12 protein-coding genes are annotated in these 19,355 nt (G+C 62.2%); 5 read left to right on the forward strand and 7 right to left on the reverse strand.

Annotated features, from left to right (window positions below; translation table 11 throughout):
* Positions 1-110: 110 nt before the first annotated feature.
* A complete protein-coding gene (locus tag AB7535_RS07965; RefSeq protein WP_071915369.1) occupies positions 111-1,361 on the reverse strand; it encodes an ABC transporter substrate-binding protein in 1,251 nt (416 codons plus the stop codon).
* A gap of 452 nt (positions 1,362-1,813) precedes the next feature.
* Here AB7535_RS07965 and AB7535_RS07970 point away from each other — a divergent pair, with 452 nt between their 5' ends.
* Complete coding sequence (locus AB7535_RS07970; RefSeq protein ID WP_354075435.1) at positions 1,814-4,084, forward strand: MHYT domain-containing protein; 2,271 nt, start codon at positions 1,814-1,816, stop codon at positions 4,082-4,084.
* Between the two features lie 205 nt (positions 4,085-4,289).
* Here AB7535_RS07970 and AB7535_RS07975 read toward each other — a convergent pair whose 3' ends face one another.
* Positions 4,290-4,841 (reverse strand): hypothetical protein, encoded by a 552-nt coding sequence (locus AB7535_RS07975; RefSeq protein ID WP_063984337.1) that lies wholly within the window; start codon positions 4,839-4,841, stop codon positions 4,290-4,292.
* 1,052 nt (positions 4,842-5,893) lie between these two features.
* Here AB7535_RS07975 and AB7535_RS07980 point away from each other — a divergent pair.
* The 3 genes from AB7535_RS07980 to AB7535_RS07990 all read left to right on the forward strand — a co-directional run bounded on the left by AB7535_RS07980 (position 5,894) and on the right by AB7535_RS07990 (position 10,851).
* Positions 5,894-7,264 (forward strand): calcium-binding protein, encoded by a 1,371-nt coding sequence (locus tag AB7535_RS07980; protein WP_201266170.1) that lies wholly within the window; start codon positions 5,894-5,896, stop codon positions 7,262-7,264.
* Between the two features lie 207 nt (positions 7,265-7,471).
* On the forward strand, positions 7,472-9,313 hold the full coding sequence (locus tag AB7535_RS07985; protein ID WP_063984335.1) for a type I secretion system permease/ATPase: 1,842 nt from the start codon (positions 7,472-7,474) through the stop codon (positions 9,311-9,313).
* Between the two features lie 134 nt (positions 9,314-9,447).
* A complete protein-coding gene (locus tag AB7535_RS07990) occupies positions 9,448-10,851 on the forward strand; it encodes an HlyD family type I secretion periplasmic adaptor subunit (RefSeq protein WP_231144505.1) in 1,404 nt (467 codons plus the stop codon).
* 89 nt (positions 10,852-10,940) lie between these two features.
* Here AB7535_RS07990 and AB7535_RS07995 read toward each other — a convergent pair whose 3' ends face one another.
* The 4 genes from AB7535_RS07995 to AB7535_RS08010 form a co-directional block, all read right to left on the reverse strand.
* Positions 10,941-11,627, reverse strand: a complete 687-nt coding sequence (locus AB7535_RS07995) for a N5-glutamine methyltransferase family protein (RefSeq protein ID WP_354074997.1) — start codon at positions 11,625-11,627, stop codon at positions 10,941-10,943.
* Positions 11,628-11,688: 61 nt separating this feature from the next.
* A complete protein-coding gene (locus AB7535_RS08000; RefSeq protein ID WP_144030701.1) occupies positions 11,689-12,186 on the reverse strand; it encodes a hypothetical protein in 498 nt (165 codons plus the stop codon).
* 119 nt (positions 12,187-12,305) lie between these two features.
* Positions 12,306-13,328: a TAXI family TRAP transporter solute-binding subunit gene (locus AB7535_RS08005; RefSeq protein ID WP_085400993.1), complete on the reverse strand. Its 1,023-nt coding sequence runs from the start codon at positions 13,326-13,328 to the stop codon at positions 12,306-12,308.
* Positions 13,329-13,375: 47 nt separating this feature from the next.
* The gene (locus tag AB7535_RS08010) at positions 13,376-15,493 is read right to left on the reverse strand and encodes a hypothetical protein (protein WP_144030702.1); all 2,118 of its coding nucleotides are present in this window, start codon (positions 15,491-15,493) and stop codon (positions 13,376-13,378) included.
* A gap of 372 nt (positions 15,494-15,865) precedes the next feature.
* Between AB7535_RS08010 and AB7535_RS08015 the strand changes: the two genes are divergently transcribed.
* Entirely contained in the window at positions 15,866-16,402 is a 537-nt protein-coding gene (locus AB7535_RS08015) for a DsrE family protein (protein WP_085400996.1), read from the forward strand.
* Positions 16,403-16,533: 131 nt separating this feature from the next.
* Here AB7535_RS08015 and AB7535_RS08020 read toward each other — a convergent pair whose 3' ends face one another.
* Positions 16,534-19,266 (reverse strand): AMP-binding protein, encoded by a 2,733-nt coding sequence (locus AB7535_RS08020; RefSeq protein ID WP_439037263.1) that lies wholly within the window; start codon positions 19,264-19,266, stop codon positions 16,534-16,536.
* Between the last annotated feature and the right edge of the window lie 89 nt (positions 19,267-19,355).

The raw sequence follows: 19,355 nt of genomic DNA on the forward strand, positions 1-19,355 counted from the left end.
TTTCAGTCAGCGTTCAACAACCGGGGCGAGATTGCAAGAGCGCAAGATATCGCGCCTGCAAATCGCTCCCGGTTGCCGGAGAGCATGCGAAACGAGGACCGGTGAATGCGTCAGTACTTCTTACATTCCGGGACCGTGCGGCTCGGCAGTCCGATCTTGGCGAACACCGCCGGATCGTAACCGAGCGTCTGGTTCACGTTCGGGATCACCTTCACGACCTTGCTGAACAGCGCGCCCTTGCCGTCATCGACGACCTCGGTGACGAAGTTGGTGCCGATCGCCTGGCGGTTGGCGTCAAGCTTGATCTTGCCGTTCGGTGCGTCGATCTCGATCTTGGCCAGCGCCTCCTTGTATTTGGCCTGGTTGTTGGAAAGATCGCCATTGACCTCGCGCAGCGCGAGGATCAGCGCCATAGTCGAGCCGTAGTAGTTGGTCGCAAGAAGCGACGGGCTCGGGAAGCGCTTGTTGGGCGGAAACGCGTCCTGATACGCCTTCACGAACTTCTGCCAGCCCGGATCCTCCCAAGTGTCGGCTTGGCCGCTCGCCGCGATGGTGCCGACCAGCGCATTCTTGGCGTTGCCTTTCGAGGACAGGATGGTCTGGTCGATCATGATGGAGCCACCCATCAGATGCGCCTTGCCGCCCGCCTGCTGGTACTGGTTCAGGAAGTTGACGGCATCCGCACCACCGAGGCCGAGATAGATGGCATCGACATCATCGGGCAGCGCGGCGATGACGGAAGCAAAATCCTTGGTGCCGAGCGGCACCCATTGCCGGTTGGTGACCTGGCCGCCGGCGCCGCAGAATTCGAGCACAAGGCCGAACACCTGCGTATAAATGAAGGAATAGTCTTCGCCGACGGTCGCGATCTTGCGATACTTCTTGTCCTCATAGGCGTATTTGCCGAGGCCGACCTGCCACTGCGCGCCGTCCATGTTGTAGCGGAAGAAGTTCGGGGCGGGATCGACATAGGTGGTTTCTTGCGCGCCGGATGCCGCATTGATGAAGGTCAACTCGGGATGGGTCTTGGCGAAGTTCTTGACCGCAATGCCCTCGTCACCGGAGAGCGGCGACAGCAGGATCTGCACCTTGTCCTGCTCGATCAGCTTGCGTACAGCGCGCACCGCGGAATCCGGCGTCGCGTCGGTCGAAGCAACGATGAATTCAAGCTCTTTGTCGCCGACCTTCTTGCCAAGCACATTGAGCGCCGTCTGGTGGCCGCGCATGCCGTCCTCGCCTAGCACCGTGTAGGTGCCTTCCAGCGTTGCCGTGACGCCGACCTTGATCTTTTCCTGGGCGATTGCCGCGCCTGAAAGGAAAAGGGTGCTTAGCGCGATCAGTCCCACACTGCATTTCAACATTTCATTCCTCCCTCTATGGCCAAATTTTTCGCTGAATTGGCGCGGCGCCGTGGCTCCCGAAAGGCGCCCGGCTGTTGAACGAAGGCTAACCGAAGTCGGATGCAGTGCACGTATGGGCGCATCGTGCGGCTTGACGGGCAGTCTCATTTTGAATGTTGCGGCGCAATTGGCTTCGCGGTGCAATAGGCGGCCGGCTTGCCCAATTTGCAGTGCGGTGCGTGAGCGGCACGATCCCCTCCGGTTGATCCGTGCACGGAGCCTGATCCAGCACAGGCCTGGTCCGGTTCAAAATCCCCAAGGGAAGGTAGGGTGGAAACAGCCCCCCGACGGCTGGATCCAGCTTGAATTTGCCGACAGGGTGCCACGGATCGCGGCCGGCCGGGCCTCGATCCCGGCGCCGCTATTCAACCTAGGGTGAATTTGCCCCGGATTTCCATTACCATCTGGTGGAAATGAATCACCATACGGCCTCTCACGATCCCGTACTTGTGGCGCTGTCGATCCTGATCGCCGCGCTCGCCTCCTACACAGCGCTCGACCTCGCGACCCGGATGCGTGCCGCGTCCGGGCGGGCTCGTCCGGCTTGGCTTGCAGCCGCGGCCACCGCCATGGGGGGCGGCATTTGGTCCATGCATTTCGTCGGCATGCTGGCTTTCAGGCTGCCGGGGGTCGAGATCTCCTACGATCCATTCCTCACCTTTCTATCGCTTGTCGTCCCCATTGTTGTCGCGGCCGCGGCCTTTGCCGTGGTCGGAAGACGCCCGCAGGCGCTCCTGGTGTCCGGCCTGGCGATGGGGCTTGGCATATCCGGCATGCACTATACGGGCATGGGCGCGATGAGAATGGCGGCATCCGTCGCGTACGATCCTCGGTGGGTCGTGCTCTCGGTCGTGATCGCGATGTGCGCTTCGGTCGTGGCGCTCTGGCTTGCCTTTCGCAAGACGAATGCGACGCAGCGACTGTTCGCAGGACTTGTCATGGGTCTCGCGATCTCCGGCATGCATTACGCGGCTATGGAAGGTGCCTCGTTCGAGCCTGCGAACACCATGGCGGGACACGCAGGACATTTCGTGGGTCGGGCGCCGCTGGCATTTCTGCTCGCCGGCGCCACCATCCTGATCCTGAGCATTGGGATTGCCGCTGCCGTCTATGATCGGGCCTCGGCGGAGCGCGCCGAACGCGAGGCCAGCGCGCTGAGGCGAAGTGAAGAACGCTTTCGGCTCCTGGTGGAGGGCATCGCCGATCACGCCATGTTCATGATCGAGCCGAATGGGTCCGTCGGAAACTGGAATCTCGGGGCGCGCCGGCTGATGGGTTACGGCGACGACATCGTAGGGACCAGCTACGCGATCCTTCATACCGACGAAGACCGCGCTTCCGGGGCGCCAGCATGTGCTCTCCTGGAGGCGGAGCGGTACGGCAAGTCAGCAGTGGAAGCCTGGCGCGTGCGCCGGGATGGCAGCCGCTTCTGGGCAGAGGCAACCCTGGTCGCGGTACGGAACGAAAGCGGCTTGATCACTGGGTTTGCCAAGATCGTGCGCGACATCAGCGAGAGGAGGCGGGCACAGGAAGCGCTGGATCGGGCACGCGAAGCGCTGACGCTGTCGCAGAAAATGGAGACCATCGGTCAACTTACCGGCGGCGTCGCCCACGATTTTAACAACCTGCTCGCCGCCGTTCTGGGTAGCCTCGAGCTTCTGAAAAAACGCCTGCAAACAGACGATCCGAAGATACAGCGTCTCGTGGACAACGCGATGCAAGGCGCGCAGCGGGGCGCACTGCTAACCCAGCGCTTGCTCGCCTTCGCTCGCAAACAGGATCTCAAGCCGGCTGTCGTCGATATCGCCGCACTGGTGCGGGGCATGGCGTCACTGCTGAAATTCGAGGCAGGCGTCCGTATCGACACACTCTTTCCGCTGGACCTGCCAAACGTAAAGATTGACGCCAACCAGCTCGAACTGGCCGTCCTCAATCTCGCCGTAAACGCGCGTGATGCGATGCCGGCCGGTGGCCTGATAACCATCTCCGCCAGAGACGAGCAACACGAAGCTGGCGCTCCCCGCTACGTGGCGCTCTCGGTGAGCGACACGGGCTGCGGCATGGACGAGGAAACGCTGAAGCACGCTCAGGAGCCGTTCTTTACGACGAAGGGTATCGGCAAAGGCACCGGGCTCGGACTATCGATGGTTCACGGTCTCGCCGAGCAGTCCGGCGGCAGGCTCGTCCTGAAGAGCCGCCTTGGGGTGGGCACGACGGCCGAGATCTGGCTGCCGGTAGCAGAGGAGAAGGCCGCGTTGCCAGCGCCGCGCGCGGAGTCCCCGGCACCCATGCTTCGCGCCGACCGCCGGCTTTCTGTGCTTCTGGTCGACGACGATCCTCTCGTGCTGGAGAATACGGCGGCAATGCTGGAGGATCTCGGGCATGCGGTGGTCGAGGCACGCTCGGGCGAAGAGGCACTGGATCTACTCCGCCGCACGCAGGCCATCGAACTCGTCGTCACCGACTATGCGATGCCGGTCATGACCGGCCTGCAGCTTGCTGAAGCCGTGGTCGTGGAGCGTCCCGGTACGGTCATCCTCCTGAGCACCGGGTATGCGGAGCTTCCCATCGACGCGCGTTCCAATCTGCGCCGCCTGTCGAAGCCGTTCGATCAGGCTGCCCTTGAGAAGGCTATCGAGGGAGCGATGCGAGAGCGGGAGAGCGCGAGATCTGTCGTCGCCTGACGGTGTCGGGCTGACGGCCGCCGATCGGCGCCGCCAGCACATTTGCCTCCAGCTCCCTGGCGAACCAATATGATCGCGTGGAGCCACCAGGTCGTGTTTCGACCGGAGAGAATAACGGCGCCTCAGCGACGAGAGATTGCCGCTGTCCCAGTGAAAGAATGCCGGTGCTTGGCAACCGTGTTGCCGATTCGATAAAGGGCTAAATTCAAGTCAGCGTCGCGCGCGGATTCACAACCGTGTACCCCCTCAAAGAACGCGCATGTATTCTCGTTGCGCGTCCACCTGAGTTGCCGTCGTACGCCATCCAAACGTCGCCCCCGATGTGCTGCTCGAGGACGAAAACGTGCCCGCGTCTTGCCGCGACCATTCCTGGTGCTGGCGACGTACGCGGAAATCTCAGCCAGTTTGCCGCGAGATTCAATTCCGGAACGATGCGACCAAACAGGCGCAGGGCTGCGGCACAACCGCAGAATGAGGAGGGGCAGCCCGCGGGGCGGCCGCCAACGATCCGAGTGCTGACGGGACTATCAGACGCCGCAATATTTGTATTGGCGACGACGGAGAGTTGTTTGGTTCGGTGTATCTGCAATGAGTCTCGCACCTCTCTTCGCTGGTTCGGGATTTGCGCGTAGTTCGAGAAGTCGCATGGCATGGTGACGTTGCATTCAGAGGCGTGCTGCATGCGATAGGGTCGTGCATCGGAATTGAGCGAGGTGATCACAACGAGGCAGCACGCAGAAATAACTTGCTTGAACATCGCAGGCTCCGGGATTGATGGATCCTGCCCCGAGCAACGAGCAACTAACAAAGATTGGCTGAAATGGGTCAAAAGAGCGGCCCAATGCTGGATCAGGGGCCGGCTATACTTCTGGAGTAACTCAAAACGCGTCGTTGAAGAGCGCCTTCTGCCGCAAGTGGGGCCGTGAACGCTGCGCCCGCTTCACGTGTCGATCATGGCCACGTAGTCCACGTGAAGAGTAATTGGTCCCTTCGATCCGTCCAGAATGACGCGGAGGCTCTTCGGATAGTATCCGGCCCCAACCACGGTCCCGGTCTTTCCAGATAAGCGAGGACCGGCTGCCGGCTTTACCTGAATTCGTGAACCCGGCGGAAACTTGACGTTCGTTTGGGCCGACCCTGACATGACGTCCTCGGCAGCAAATGAGCTGATTCTACTCGAAAAATCGCCAGCGCGCGGCACAGCGAACGGGTGGGACAAATTCGCTTCGCGTGCGCTATCAAAAAGAGCTCTCCAGCCACGGTGCTAAAGAGCGGCAAGGCAACCCAGCAGAGCGGCAAGGCAACCCAGCGCCTAATACTTCCGCGATTCGCAATTGCCCCCGCAAACGAGCTCGCCTTTGGTGCTAAAATACCGGCTCACAGGAGCGCTGATCCGCATGGATTTTCTCTCTATTTGCGCCACGCCCTTTACTGAACAACGGAAACGCTTCGATGAGAACATCCGTCATCGGAGGTAATCCACGGACATCAATCCGGTTTGCTGCCCGCTACCGGCATTGAACAATTTCGTCGGCGTTGTGCCAGATTCAGCATTGATCTTCTCGGCCTCGATTGGCCGCATATCGTTGAATCGTCTTTCAAAACAAGTTTTCCCGCAGATCCGGCGATCAGCGTTGGCGCGTTGTTGTGCAAACTTTCAGCACAATAATCCCTTGGTTACGCCCAATGGAACGGAGATTCCTGCCTCAAACGTAAACATACGTTCACCTCGGTGGGACGCACGATCGGTTGTCGGGCGCTCGGACCTACAGGTCACTGGGGGCTTTCAACACTGACAGGGGAATATCATTGGCAACATTACACTACGCTGCGGGCGGGGGTCTGGACTCGCAAGGTAATTTCGCACCAGCTGAAGCTGGCTTTAATCTCGCAGATGTCCAGTATGTCGACCAGGTGAATGCACTGCCCAGCGGCGTGCAGGGTCTGGTCTGGCTCGATCAGTACCACGGCGTGACTCAGGAATTTATCGACCAGGTGACGCCGTTCCTCAACAATCCGAAAGTGTTCGGCTTCTACCTTGTGGATGAGCCCGATCTGACCGGTCAGTGGGGACCGCAAGCCAACCCCGCGGATCTGAAAGCTGAATCCGACTGGATTCATCAGCACGATCCCGGGGCCAAGACGTTCACCGTCCTGATGAACACGGGATCATCGGACGATCCGAACTACATGAACAGCTACAACCAGGCGAACACCCACATCGACTACTTCGGTCTCGATTGGTATCCGGTGTGGACGGACCGTCCGAACGTCGACCTCAGCACGATCGACAAGTACGTCTCTGCCGCTGAGCAAGCCGGAATCCCGCTCGACTCCATCGTTCCGGTGTATCAGGCGTTCGGGGGCGGCGGCTGGTCCACCGAAACCGGCAGCCAGGTCGCTGTGCCGACTGCCGCGCAAGCGCAGGCAATGATCGATCATTGGGCGGACCTCGTTCCCAATCCGGCCTTTGACTATGCTTACGCGTGGGGATCGCAGAATGGCGACACTGCGCTCGAGAATTTGCCGGCACTGCAGCAGGTGTTCCTTGCGCACAATACGAGCCATGGCACGGGGGGCGCGACCGCTCCGCCTGTTACCGATCCCGTTACCGATCCGGTGACCGACACGCCGCCGCCGGTGGACGCTGGCGGTAGCACCGGCACGGACGGCAGCACGCCGCCGGTTGACAACGCTGGCGGTAGCACCGGCACGGGCGGCAACACGCCGCCGGTTGCGGACGGTGGCGGTAGCACCGGCACGGACGGCTCCACGCCGCCGGTTGCCGATGCTGGCGGTAGCACCGGAGGCACCCCTCCCGTGTCGGGCTCGGACGGAACGACGGATCCGTCAACCGGCGGTTCGACGGATACTGGCGGCTGGGGTGGTCATCACCACGGCGGCGGCTGGTCGGGCGGTTCGTCCTGGCAGGCCGGCAACGGCGGTGGCGGGCACAACCACAACGGTGGTGGGCTCGATTTCTCGCAGTGGCTCAATAATGCCAGCACGTCGTCCGCATCCGGAGATCATTCCTGGTGGCGGGGTCACACTGCGACGTCGAACACGACTGCGGATGCCGATTCTGGGCAGACGGATACGCCGGACACAGGCTCGTTCGTAGCGCATCTGGCTGATTGGATGTCTCACCACAACAACGATCATCACGGGTGGCACTCGTAAGCTCGTAGGTCGTCTACATCGACAAGGACATGCGCGCGGTGCGCTGCGCGCATGTCCACTCTGGGGAGTTCCTCGCGACCATCGGGGCGGTCGAGAGGCGGGGTACCATTCCGCGCACGGCGGAATGTTGAAATGCGGGCGTCTTGACGCTCGATCGCATGCAATTTTTCAACCGTTTACCGCCGCCCGGCCAAGGGCGGCCCGGATATGCACATGCACGCTTCGGCAAAACAGTCTGCGCTCGCGGATGTCTTCCGTCGGATACGTCCCGGCCTGCTCGCGGCGGGTGGACTATCCATCTTCATCAATCTGCTGGTGTTCGTGTCGCCGATCTACACCATGCAGATCTACGATCGGGTGCTCACGAGCCGAAACGGGATGACGCTGCTACTGCTCTCGCTCATCGCGCTCGTGCTCTTCATCAGCTACGCGACGCTCGAGCATTTTCGCAGCCGGGTTCTCGTGCAGACCGGATTGCGCTTCGACCGGTTCGTCTCGGGCGAGACGTTCGAAACCGCGCTCGGGCAGGCGCTGAGCACGAGCAGCTCGCATCATGTTCAGCTGCTGCGCGATGTCGACACCTTGCGCGAGGTGCTGTCGGGGGGCGTCATCACGTCGCTGATGGATGTGCCGTGGACGCCGATCTTCCTCGCGATGTGTTTCCTGCTCCATCCGCTGATCGGCCTGGTCGCCCTGATCGGCGCGATCATCATCCTGACGCTCGCCTTCCTTAACGAGCGGGTTACGAAGGCGCCGCTGAATGCGGCCGCATCGAAGAACCTTCACGCACTGGACCGGTTGACGTCCTCGCTGCGCAACGCAGAAGCGATCCGCGCGCTTGGAATGGGACCCGCGGTCCGCGCCGCCTGGGCGGTAACTCATGGTCAGGCGTTGCTGGAAAGCGCTACGGCCGGAGAGCGGGGCGGGACCTTGCTCGCCATCTCCAAATTCCTGCGCATGGCGATTCAGGTCGCCATCATGGGAGTGGGCGCGTATCTCGCGATCCAGCAGGAGATTTCCGGGGGCGTTCTGTTCGCGGCTTCGCTGATCATGGGACGCGCGCTCGCGCCCGTCGAGGCTGCGGTGTCGCAATGGAAGGCGCTGGTTGCCGCGCGCACATCATATGCCCGGCTGGATCGCGCGCTTGCGAACCGCGCGACTGAGCGACAGCCGACACGGCTGCCGGCCCTGGTCGGCGAAATCTCCGTCGAGGCGGCGACGGTGCTCGTCCCCGGATCGCAACTGCCGGCCATCGCCGACGTCTCGTTCCGGCTGGCCCCTGGCGAAGTCGTCGCCGTGGTCGGCCAGTCCGGCTCCGGAAAATCGTCGTTGGCGCGGGCCCTGGTCGGCGCCTGGCCGCTGGTGCACGGCTGCGTGCGCATCGACGGCAACGACGTCAGGCATTTCGATCCCAATTTCCTTGGACAGAACCTCGGCTACCTTCCGCAGGACGTCGAACTGTTCGCCGGTACCGTGCGTGACAACATTGCACGTTTCCGCGACGACGCCTCCGACGAGGCGGTCGTCGAGGCAGCGCAGCTGGCGTCGGCGCACATGATGATCCAGCGTCTTCCCAAGGGCTATGACACCGTCATCGGGGATAATGGCGCAGGTCTTTCGGGCGGTCAGCGGCAGCGCATCGGGCTCGCGCGCGCACTGTTCGGCAAGCCGGTGCTGGTGGTGCTCGACGAGCCGAACGCAAATCTCGATGGCGACGGCGATCGCGCGCTCGCCGATGCGATCCAGCGGCTGAGGCAGAGCAAGGTGACCATCGTGATCATCAATCACCGCCCGAACCTGCTCGCTGCGGTCGACAAGATCGTGTTCATGCACGAGGGACGGCTTGGGCAAATCGGCACGCGCGAGGAAATGCTGCCTGCACTGCTCGGCAAGACGGTTGCGCCGATGCGGCGCGACGTGCGCGAGCCCGCCGAACATCATCGCGCCGATCGTCATCACCATGCTGACGGCAACCATCGAACCGATGGCGCTCACCGTCCGGCACAGCTTTCAAATCAAGTGCGTCAGGCGCACGCGACGAGGCAATAATGGATAATCTATTGCGGCGGGGACCGGACGCTCTTCACGACGAACTGGCGGAGCTTTTGAAGCAGTTCAACAAAGCAGATAAAGTGGCGCAGGAGCCGCTACCTCCGAGCAAACTCCTTGCGAAGACGGAGACCATGACAAGGTCGCTGGTCGATCTTGCCAAGCTGGTAGATCTTGCCAAGCTGGTCGATCTTGCCAAGGCGAAACTGCCGACCTTGTGGCCCCGGGGGGCAATGGGCAACGATGAGGATCCATCGGGCGATTGGCAGACACCCGCGCGGCGAGGCTTCCTGGTCGTCTTCCTGACCTTCGGCGTATTTGGCGGCTGGACCGCCCTCGCATCGATCGACGGTGCCGTGGTGGCCCCCGGCTCCGTCGTTGTCGAGAGCGACCGTAAGGTGGTGCAGCATCTCGAGGGTGGCATCGTCCAGAACCTGTTGGTCACAGGCGATTCTCATGTCGCGGAAGGTCAGGTCCTGTTGCGGCTCGATCCGACCCAGGAGCGGGCCAAGGAAGAGATCGCACGCTCGGCGGTGTACTCGGCGGTTGCCGAGGAGGCGCGCCTGCAGGCGGAATCCGAAGGCAAGGACAGCATCACGTTTCCGACCGAGCTGCTCCAGAAGACGTCCGATCCGAACGCGATACGCGCAATGGGTGATCAGAAGCGGCGCTTCGATGAACGTCGCGCTGCACGAAAGATCGAGATCTCGATCCTCGAGGAACGTATCGCGCAGGCACAGCGGCAGATCCAGGGGAATACCGCGCAGAACAAGGGCGCGCGCGCGCAGTTCGACAGTGTCAGTCAGGAATACACCAAGCTCAAGCCGCTCGTTGATCAGGGCATCGTACCGTTCGCGCGCGTCGCCACGCTGGAGCGCTCCAGAGCCGATCTCGAGGGCAAGATCGGCGCATATGAAGCGGATATCGCTCGCTATGGCCGCATCATCGACGAGTCGCGGCTCCAGATCGATCAGGTCGGGCAGAAGGTGCTGGAGGAAGCGACCGGGAAGCTCACCGACACGCGCGCCCAGCTTGCTGATGCGCGTGAGAAGCTGCGCGTCGCGGTCGATGTTCTGGCGCGGATGGAAGTACGTGCACCGCGATCGGGGCGGATCGTGAACCTCAAGCTTCACACGATCGGTGCCGTGATCAAGGCGGGCGACGTGCTGATGGAGATCGTTCCGGACAACGACGTTCTCGTGGTGGCCGCAAGGGTGTCGGCACTTGATATCAACCACGTCCAGCTCGGCCTTCCGACCGAGGTGCGGCTTCCCTCGTTCAAGGCGCGCTCCACCCCGATCGCTGTCGGCGAGGTTCTTTCGATTTCGGCCGACGCCACGCGCGACGATGTCACCCATCAGCCCTATTACGAGGTGAAAGTCTCGGTCCAGGTGACGCAATTCCCCGACAAAGTCCGCGAGAAGCTCAAGCCGGGCATGATGGCCGACGTCCTGATCGCAACCGGAGAACGCACAATTCTTGCTTATCTGACCCAGCCGATCACGGACGCGATCCGGCGCGGGATGCGGGAGAGCTGATTGGCTGACCGGCCCGTGCAAGGGCCGCTGGGTTCAGGGTGCTACGCTGCAATGCCAACGATCATTGTGGAGGAAGTGCTCGAACCCGGCTATCCCTTCGCGTACGCCATGACGACGCGACCGGCGCCCGCGTCGTCCAAGACCACGCTGACATTCTCGTAAGCGTCGTTGCGTTCGAGCAGGGTTGCCACCTGTCGATCCTGGTCGCGGCCCACCTCGAACAACAGCAGTCCTCCCGGCCGCAAGTAGCGAGGTGCGTCTTTTGTAACGCGCATATGGATGCTCAGTCCGTAGGGCCCGGCGGCGAATGCCTCGCGCGGCTCGTTCATGAGTAGAGAGGCGCGATCGCCTTTGAGCCGGGATTCCGAGATATAGGGTGGGTTGCAGACGATCATATCGATGGTTTGCTCGAGTTGCAGGCCTGCGAGAGCTTCGAACAGATCGCCCTGGAGCACGGTGATGCGGGTCTCGGCGCCCTGGCTCGCGGCATTGCGTCGCGCGAGCTCGACACATCCGTCAGTCAGATCGCTCGCCCAGACGCGAGCGTCGGGAATATTGAGCGCGATCGCGCATGCAAGATTGCCGGCGCCGCAGCACATGTCGACGATCCGCGGCGAGGGGAGGTGTGCTCGGCGCAGTGCTTCAACCGCGGTCCTGCCAAGCAACTCCGTCTCCGGCCTGGGCACCAGCGCGCCGGGAGCAACCTGCAGTTCGATTCCCATGAACTGCGTACGTCCTCGCTCGTAAGCCTCGGCTACATTGATCGTCTCGCTCATCGCATTCACACCTCACGCGTGACGTCTTCCCTGTCAGCCGTTCAGCCCGACTTGCGGCTATTCAGCTGGGCGGCCAGGTGCAGACCTTTGCAAACCGCCGGCGAACGGCGTCCAGACCTGTCAGTTCAAATGTTTCCTCGTAGGGCGCAGCCGTTCCAGCATACACTTTGGTCAGAAGCCGGCCCACCCCTGGCATGGAGTTGATGAAGCGAGCGGCGTCACCCGGAAAGGCGAGACTTCGACCGCCATCAGTAACCCTCCAGCGCTGATCGACGGGCGGTTGATCATTGATCTGGAATACGACCCTCATGTCGGTGCCCGGAGTTGTGGTCCAGGAACTCGCCGCGGAGAGCAACACCTCGGTCCGATTGGCGCGACAATGAATGGCGAGCGACGAGGGCCCATCCTTCGCGCCGGCTCGTGCGGTGGTCCGGGCGGCGATCTGCGGCTTGTGGTCCACCGGTGATGTCGTTTCGCTCAAGATCCAGTTCGGACTTGGCGGCGGAGCTTGGAAGGACTGCTCAGGTGCTTCCCCAATCTGCTCGTCGACGCATGTCATGTGCTCCATTCCCTGAAACTGCGAACATGCCCTCGAACGATCTGGCGTGTCGCCGGCTTGCGCGCAGCTTAGATGACCGATACCCGCGAGCAAGGAGGCCGCAAGGGTACCGGCTCGCTTCATCGCGATAATCCGACTGTCGCGCTGGGCGAGCGATCGAGCCATTCCTGCGCCGGACCAAACCGGGCAAGAGTGGGGACGCTGGCGCGGAGATTCACGTCCTTCCATTTTGTATCGAAGCCAGCGGATTGCAGCCGGTCGAGCCGTCCGAACAGGTGGTCAACAAAGCGCACCATGCGCCGATAGCGATCGGTCTGCGGCTGCCAGTTGTAGGCGGCAAGAATCGTCGGGACGGCAATGGTCGCGATCCGCTTGCCCGCCGGCACGAGGTTTGGATAGTCCTTTGAATCGAGGGACGACGGAAGATAATAGTCTTCAAATCTGGGGTCGTATTCGATCGGCAGGAACTTGAAGCCATCATCCCAGCGTCCTTTCAAGAAGGCGTCGACCGGCTTTGATGTGATGAAGACGACCGCTGCGATTTCGCCGCTCTTCATCTGCTGCAATGCGACCTGGTGGGGAATGAACATCTTTTCGACGTTCAGTCCCAGCCGGCTGAAGATCAGCGGACCAGAATATGCGGCTGCCGTACCCTGGGTGTTGAAATTGACCTTCTTTCCCTTGAGGTCGTCGAGCGACTTGATCTCGGGACGCACGAAGACGTGCAGCTCCGCCGGAAAGAGGTTGAGAACATAGACGATGCGCTTTTCGATCGACGGAACCTGCGCCTTGTACTCGTCAAGGGCATCCATGTTGATGATCGCGGCATCAACGCCCTTGAGATAGAGCAGCGAATTGACGTTCTCGGTCGCACCGGTCGTCACGATCGGAATGACGTGAAGCTTGTCCTCCTCGTTGGCGACGCGTGCGATCTCTGCGGCGAGCCGAAGCGGTGCGCCCTCGATAAGTCCTCCGGCGAGTCCCACCGTCCATGCATTGATACGTTCCTTTGCGGCCGTATCGGCATTCCGCGGCGCGGTCGGCGCCGGCGGGTCGCGCGGCGAGCGAGATTGGGCATTGGCAGCAAGCTGCAGGCCGACCAGTGCCAATGCGACCGTGAACGCGAGCTTACTCAATGACATGGGGCCTCTCCATTCTCTGGTCTGGCTTCCGGGGCTCGCTCCAGCAGCTATTTGAGCCCCTTGATCCGTCCTTCTGCATCTCGAATGCCGCCGGCCTGGGCTCGTTCATACAGCTCGCGCGCCTTAGCGGAATCGCCGGCGACGCCGCGAGCGTCCCAAGATTGCAGTACGTGAGGATCGTAAGTTTCGGCCAGCATAAAGGCTGCCTGCGCGCTGCCATGTCCAAGCACGTATTCCAGCAAGCCGCGGGCACCGTTGATGTCGGACTGCCGCAACAATGCGCTGGCGCGCGCGAGCAGTCGCTCCTCGTTCGCAAGCGGGCGCGGTACTCCGCTCGCGGCGACCTGTCGCTCCACCGAAGCCTTGGCCTTCGAGTCGGCGCCGGGCAGGGCGGTCCCCTTTGTGATCTGCGCGCTCGGTGGCATCGGCGCGGAGGCTGACGGTGCGGGCGGAGGCGAAGCAGCGGGCTGGAGGCTGCTCTGGCTCGGTGCGCGGCCGGCGGGCTCACGCGAGGGCGCCGCTACAACCGTGGAAGCATTCCATGCGGCCAGATGATCCCGGACGGATGCGGACGTTGGGAGCGTTGCCGCGCCGCTGCCCGGTTGCTCCTTTTCGCGCTTGGGTGCGGCCTTTGCGGCGGCCTCGGCAGCTCGTGCAGTCTCCGACGTTTCAGCCCGCGCCAGGTCGCGTTGATCCTTCAGCGACGCCGCCTCGCGCGCGAGAGCGTCCGCGCGACCGCGCTGCTGTTCGACCTCGCGTTTCAGTGCCAGTTTTTGCTCGGCGTCTGCAGCTCGGGCCGCAGCCAACTCGGAGCTCGCGGTTTGCGCTGTACGGAGTTCAGCCTGAAGGGGCTGCAGCTGGCGGTCCGCGCTTTCAGCTCGGTCGCGCTGCTTCTCGACCTCTCGTTTCAGTGCCAGTTTTTGCTCGGCGTCTGCAGCTCGGGCCGCAGCCAACTCAGAGCTCGCGGTTTTCGCTGCGCGGAGTTCAGCCTGAAGGGGCTGCAGCTGGCGGTCCGCGTTCTCAGCTCTGTCCCGCTGCTTCTCGACCTCTCGTTTCAGTGCCAGTTTTTGCTCGGCGTCTGCAGCTCGGGCCGCACCCAACTCAGAGCTCGCGGTTTGCGCTGCACGGAGTTCAGCCTGAAGGGACTGCAGCTGACGGTCCGCGCTCTCAGCTCTGCCCCGCTGCTTCTCGAGCTCGCGCGTCAGCGTCAACTGTTGATCGACATCTGCAGCGCCGACCTTCGCGGTCTCGGAGGCCGCGATCCGAAGGGGGCCGAGTTCGCTGATCAGGGCTTCTGTCTTGTCCTGCTCCTGCTTTAGTTCGCGCTCGAGAGCCTGCCTTTGTGCGGCCTCCGCCGCGGCAGACTTCGTGGCTTCGGATGCTGCGTTGCGCGAGGCCTCAAGCTCCGAGCGAAGCGAGGCAAGCTGGAGGGCAAAGCGTTTGGCCCCATTCCGTCGGTCGACCGGACGCTCCTGCTTCGGTTCGGGTTCGGGCGCCTGCATAGCCTTTGAAGCCGCAACCCTTGCGACATCGAGCTCCGCCTTCAGGAAGGAGATCTCACGTGACAGATGATCGGTCTTTTCCCGCTCCTGTTCGAGCGCCTGCGTTTGCTGAATACCAATCTCCATGGCGCGGACAGTGTGCGTCTGGGTCTGCCGCGCCGCGTCGAGCTCCACTCGAGCCGCAGCCAATTCGCGCGCAAGCTTGTTCGCTCGTTGCCGCTCCTGATCCAGCAACAGGTTCTGGTTGAGCCGCTCCGTCTCGGAAGCTGCTTGAGCCGCATTTGACACCGGGGGCGGCGTAGACGTCATGTCCTGCGCAGGGGCATCGGCAGCCGCGCGGGGCTGCTCGGTCGCGGTCCTCGCTCCGCGCGGTCCGGTCGCGGCGGGCCTGCTTCCAGCGGGCTGTGTCGCGGCGGGGCGCGCCTCGTCCGCGCGTTGGACGAGCTTCAGCCTTTGTTTATTCCCGTCGATCTGCTCTGGTCCGTGCGTACATCTGCACAGATCGAGCATCGCCGGTGTGATGTAGGAGGCACCCCGGTCGCCGTCGTCCTGGGATTTGGCATCGGCAGTTCCAGTCAGAACCGGCAGAAAGCAGGTGATCAGAACCACCATGAGCCGGCCGGCTCTGTCGCATGCGCGCGCGCCGTCAGCGATGTCGAACAATCCGAGTTCGCGGAACGCAAATTGCCGGTGCCTGGGCCGGCGCGTAGCTTTGCTCAGCGCGACGGCTGTTCCTTTCGACAAGTCGAATCCGTGTACCCCCATTGCGACGCCCAACTGCTTGGTAGGGACCATGATGCTTGGTAGCTTGGTAGGGATCATGATGCTTGGTAGCGATCATGGCATGTCGTTTATGACGGCGCTTTCATCGACGCGATGTCGATGTCGCAGTTGCGGTAGCCAAAACGGAGTAGTGCGCCGACAATGGGAATTAAGTAGATCGGGCGGGGCTTTGGCCAAAGCTGCTTGCCCCCACGGTTGCGCTTAAATAGCTTGCGACGTGCACGCTTCATCACACACGCAGGAAGCACAGTCATGAGCAGATCATTTGCCGTTTTTGCCGGCGTGGCGGCTGTCGGACTGGTTCTCATTAGCGGCATCGAAACCCGCGGTTCTGCGCAATCCACCCTCTCCACCAAGAATCCCGGCACTACCGCCAGGAACGCAAATGCCAAGATGGGTGTTGCGACACCTCGGAAGCAGCCGCCGCATCGACTTGTCATCCATGTCGACGTCAACGATCCGGCCGTCATGAATCTCGCTCTCAACAACGTCAGCAACGTCGTTCAGCACTACGGCGACCTCAGTCAAAAGGTCGAGGTCGAAGTCGTCGCTTACGGGCCAGGACTGCACATGCTGCGAGACGATACCTCGCCTGTGAAGGGGCGCATCAAAATGATGAGCGAAACAACGCCCGAGCTTACGTTCTCGGCCTGCGGAAATACACGAGAGAACATGACCAAGAATGAGGGCAAAGAAGTGCCTCTCATCACGCAAGCGAAGGTCACCAAATCCGGGGTTGTTCGCCTGATGGAGCTTCAGGAGCAGGGCTGGAGCTACCTGCGGCCCTGATGATCGTACTACGCGGCATCCCCAAGCGCGGGACGGCGGGTTTGAGCCAGGTTTGAGCCGAACCCGCGTGATCTCTCCGTGCTGGCCTGTGGTGGGCAGGACCGGCCCCCCAAAAAGCATTGTGTTGTGGATCAGGAGCAGGACGCCCCGATCGCGCGCTCGATGACGGGTCGATTGATCGAGAGGTGGGGCTCGACCACCAGATCAAGATGTCCGCCGGCGATCGGAATCACGTCCAGTTCTTCAAACAGGGAGTCCCATCCGAGGCGCGGCGTCACGCCAGGCCGATGACAGGCAAAGACAGTCCCCTTGATGGCTAGACGAGGCTTGGCATCCTCGACCCAGCGTCCGAACGCGCGCATCCGGAGAATCTCCTCGAGCTCGAGCTTGAGCATGAAGCGCGTATTTGCCAGGCGAGGCCATGTAATGGTGTCGATGAGCCTGCAGAATCGAGCCTCCTGGCCCAAGCGAGCGGCGAACTTCGCCACCGAGCGACAGAACATGCGGTAGATCGTCACTCGATGGGATCGAATCCGCTGTAGCGTGCGAGAGAGGGCTTCTCGGTGATTTGCTCTGCGAGGGCCGACATTGGTGTCGAGGATGCCCAGGAATTTGACGGCACGACCTTGTTCGATCAACCGGCTTGCGACTTCGAAGGCGACGCCGCCGCCCAGGGAATAGCCGATCATTCGGACGTCGCCGCGTGGTTGGACTGCATTGATCTGTTCGACGGCCATCGCGGCCATCTCCTGCACGGAATCGCGTCCCGCGAGGCTCCAGCTCAGATCTGGATAGCGAATCGGAATCACCCGCGCCACCTTGCCGAGCTGAGCGCCAAATGCGGCCATGCTCGGGCCATACCCCATGGAGCCGGGCAGTATGACAAGACCTGGGAGAATCTGGTCGTTTAGACGCTGCCGCACCGGTGGCTCCACCGTCGCGATAGCCCGGATCATGTCTTCAGCGCTCATATCGACCGTGAACGCTTCCATGCTGACTTCGCGGCCGATGAGGTCTTCGATATCCATGACGCAGCGCAGGAGCTTCAGGGAATCACCGCCGGCCTCATCCCAGCGTCCGGCAGCTTCCGGCACGCCGAGGATGCTGCTCCACACCTGCTGCACGATCCTGTTGGCCTCGGCCATTCCTTGCATCGTCGGCACGGGCGCGGGCGAGGTCGTTTTGCTCTCGAGATCGAGCAGTTTCAGCTTGGCGTGATCGATCTTACCTCCTGGAAGGCGCGGCATCTCCGGTATCTCGTGCAGCCTGGTCGGATGCAAAGCCGCAGGAACAGCCTGCCGGATGCTGTTGCGAACGTCGGTCCGGAAGTGCGCTTTTGGTGGATCGGCCGGCGATGCAAACAGGACCAGCTCGTTCGCATCCGTCACGACGGCGACAGCGTCCTTCACATAGGTGAGCTTGCGCAACGCACTCTCGAGCTCGGCCGGCTCGACACGCTGGCCATTGATCTTGAGCTGGCGTCCCTTCCGTCCAACGATCCGCATCAGTCCGTGCGTATCCACGGTGACGAGGTCGCCGGTCTGATAGATGCGAGACTTTGGGTCATCCGGGGAGGGCGATGCCGGAGAAAGCCGACCGTCTTCCCAGTATCCGAGCATGACGTACCTGCTCTTGATCACCAGTTCGCCGACTTCACCGTGCGGGACGGGCTTCCCGCTTTCGTCGACCACGGCGTACGATATGCCGGGAAGCAGGTAGCCAACAGGAACGCTGACGCCGTCCTCTCGCCATTGCTTGGGAAGAAACCACTGGGTGCCGGTGGTTTCCGTCGACAGATAGCTGACCTGGATGAAGCAACCGGGTGGTATCGCTCGCCGAACGAGCGCGATATCGGTCCACAGGACCTTCTCCCCGCCGATGCGGATCATGCGAAGCGAGTCGAGATCGCCTGACCGGCTCGCGTTGATCAGTGCACGCACCAGGGCTGGTACAACGTATGTAATCGTGACCTGTTGCGTGGTGATCTGGCGAAGAACGCCGCGCAATCCGAGCGCCTCGACGTCGACGATGTGCAGTCTTGCCCCCGTCAACAAAGCCGACAGCATCTCCCGGCAACCAGCGATCGTGGTGGGGCCGCTCAGAGGCATGAAGACGTCTGCCGCACCTATGTGGCAGGCGTCCACATATTGCTGGACGCGCTGGAGCAGGTTGCGTTGGCTGTTCACGACCCCCTTCGGAGCTCCGGTGCTGCCGGAGGTATAGAGCACTACGGCAGGCGCATCGACCGAAACCTTGGGGAGTGTTGAAGTTGCTGCGGAAGGGTCGCTGGCGCCGGCGACGTCGAGCCAGCGCAGGCCGTGCTGTTGGATCCACCCGGCGGAGCTGTCGCCGTCTTGCCCGATCAGCACGGAAATCCGGGCGGCCGCGGCGATAGCCGTGAGCCGCTGAACTGGATCGCGGGGATTGAGTGGGACGAGGACTCGTCCGGCCGCCATGCAGGCCAGCATAGCGATCGGCTGCCAGGCCGAGCTGCGCAATAGCCATCCGACGGCTTCCTGCTCCGGGATCAACGCGCTGATCTCCTGGGCCAAGGTCAAGACGCGGGACAACAGCTGCGCGTAGGTGAAGCTATGATTGCCGTCGCTGATTGCGACCCTGTCGGCGAACTTCGCCGTCACCGCAATCAGGTGTTCGATGGCGGGGACGCACGCAAAGCCGGCTTTTAGGGGATCGAATGATCGATCGACCGGACCGTTCAGATCGAGAGGGACTCCCACGGGGCTCAGCCAGCTCGGCGTCGCTGGAGCTTGCTGAACGGTCGAGGGCAGGTGCGCGTCAAGGGCGTCGCATGGATCACCCGACGGATCGCCAGATATCTGAAGCCGCATCACCGTACCCGTCATTTTGCTGTCCCAACGTACTTAATCAGGCCTGGGCACGCATACTTCAAACGAAGGATGCCGGTTTCGCAGCCACCGTCTGGTCGATCGGC

It is taken from the genome of Bradyrhizobium sp. 956_D2_N1_4 (assembly GCF_052076025.1).
Lineage (GTDB): Bacteria > Pseudomonadota > Alphaproteobacteria > Rhizobiales > Xanthobacteraceae > Bradyrhizobium > Bradyrhizobium barranii.

Excerpts from the sequence above, each read along its gene's own strand:
- AB7535_RS07975 (WP_063984337.1), bottom strand. The coding sequence starts at position 4,841 with ATGTTCAAGCAAGTTATTTCTGCGTGCTGCCTCGTTGTGATCACCTCG.
- AB7535_RS08005 (WP_085400993.1), bottom strand. The coding sequence starts at position 13,328 with ATGTCATTGAGTAAGCTCGCGTTCACGGTCGCATTGGCACTGGTCGGC.
- AB7535_RS08015 (WP_085400996.1), top strand. The coding sequence starts at position 15,866 with ATGAGCAGATCATTTGCCGTTTTTGCCGGCGTGGCGGCTGTCGGACTG.
- AB7535_RS07985 (WP_063984335.1), top strand. The coding sequence starts at position 7,472 with ATGCACATGCACGCTTCGGCAAAACAGTCTGCGCTCGCGGATGTCTTC.
- AB7535_RS07965 (WP_071915369.1), bottom strand. The coding sequence starts at position 1,361 with ATGTTGAAATGCAGTGTGGGACTGATCGCGCTAAGCACCCTTTTCCTT.
- AB7535_RS07990 (WP_231144505.1), top strand. The coding sequence starts at position 9,448 with ATGACAAGGTCGCTGGTCGATCTTGCCAAGCTGGTAGATCTTGCCAAG.
- AB7535_RS08000 (WP_144030701.1), bottom strand. The coding sequence starts at position 12,186 with ATGACATGCGTCGACGAGCAGATTGGGGAAGCACCTGAGCAGTCCTTC.
- AB7535_RS07970 (WP_354075435.1), top strand. The coding sequence starts at position 1,814 with ATGAATCACCATACGGCCTCTCACGATCCCGTACTTGTGGCGCTGTCG.
- AB7535_RS07995 (WP_354074997.1), bottom strand. The coding sequence starts at position 11,627 with ATGAGCGAGACGATCAATGTAGCCGAGGCTTACGAGCGAGGACGTACG.
- AB7535_RS08020 (WP_439037263.1), bottom strand. The coding sequence starts at position 19,266 with ATGACGGGTACGGTGATGCGGCTTCAGATATCTGGCGATCCGTCGGGT.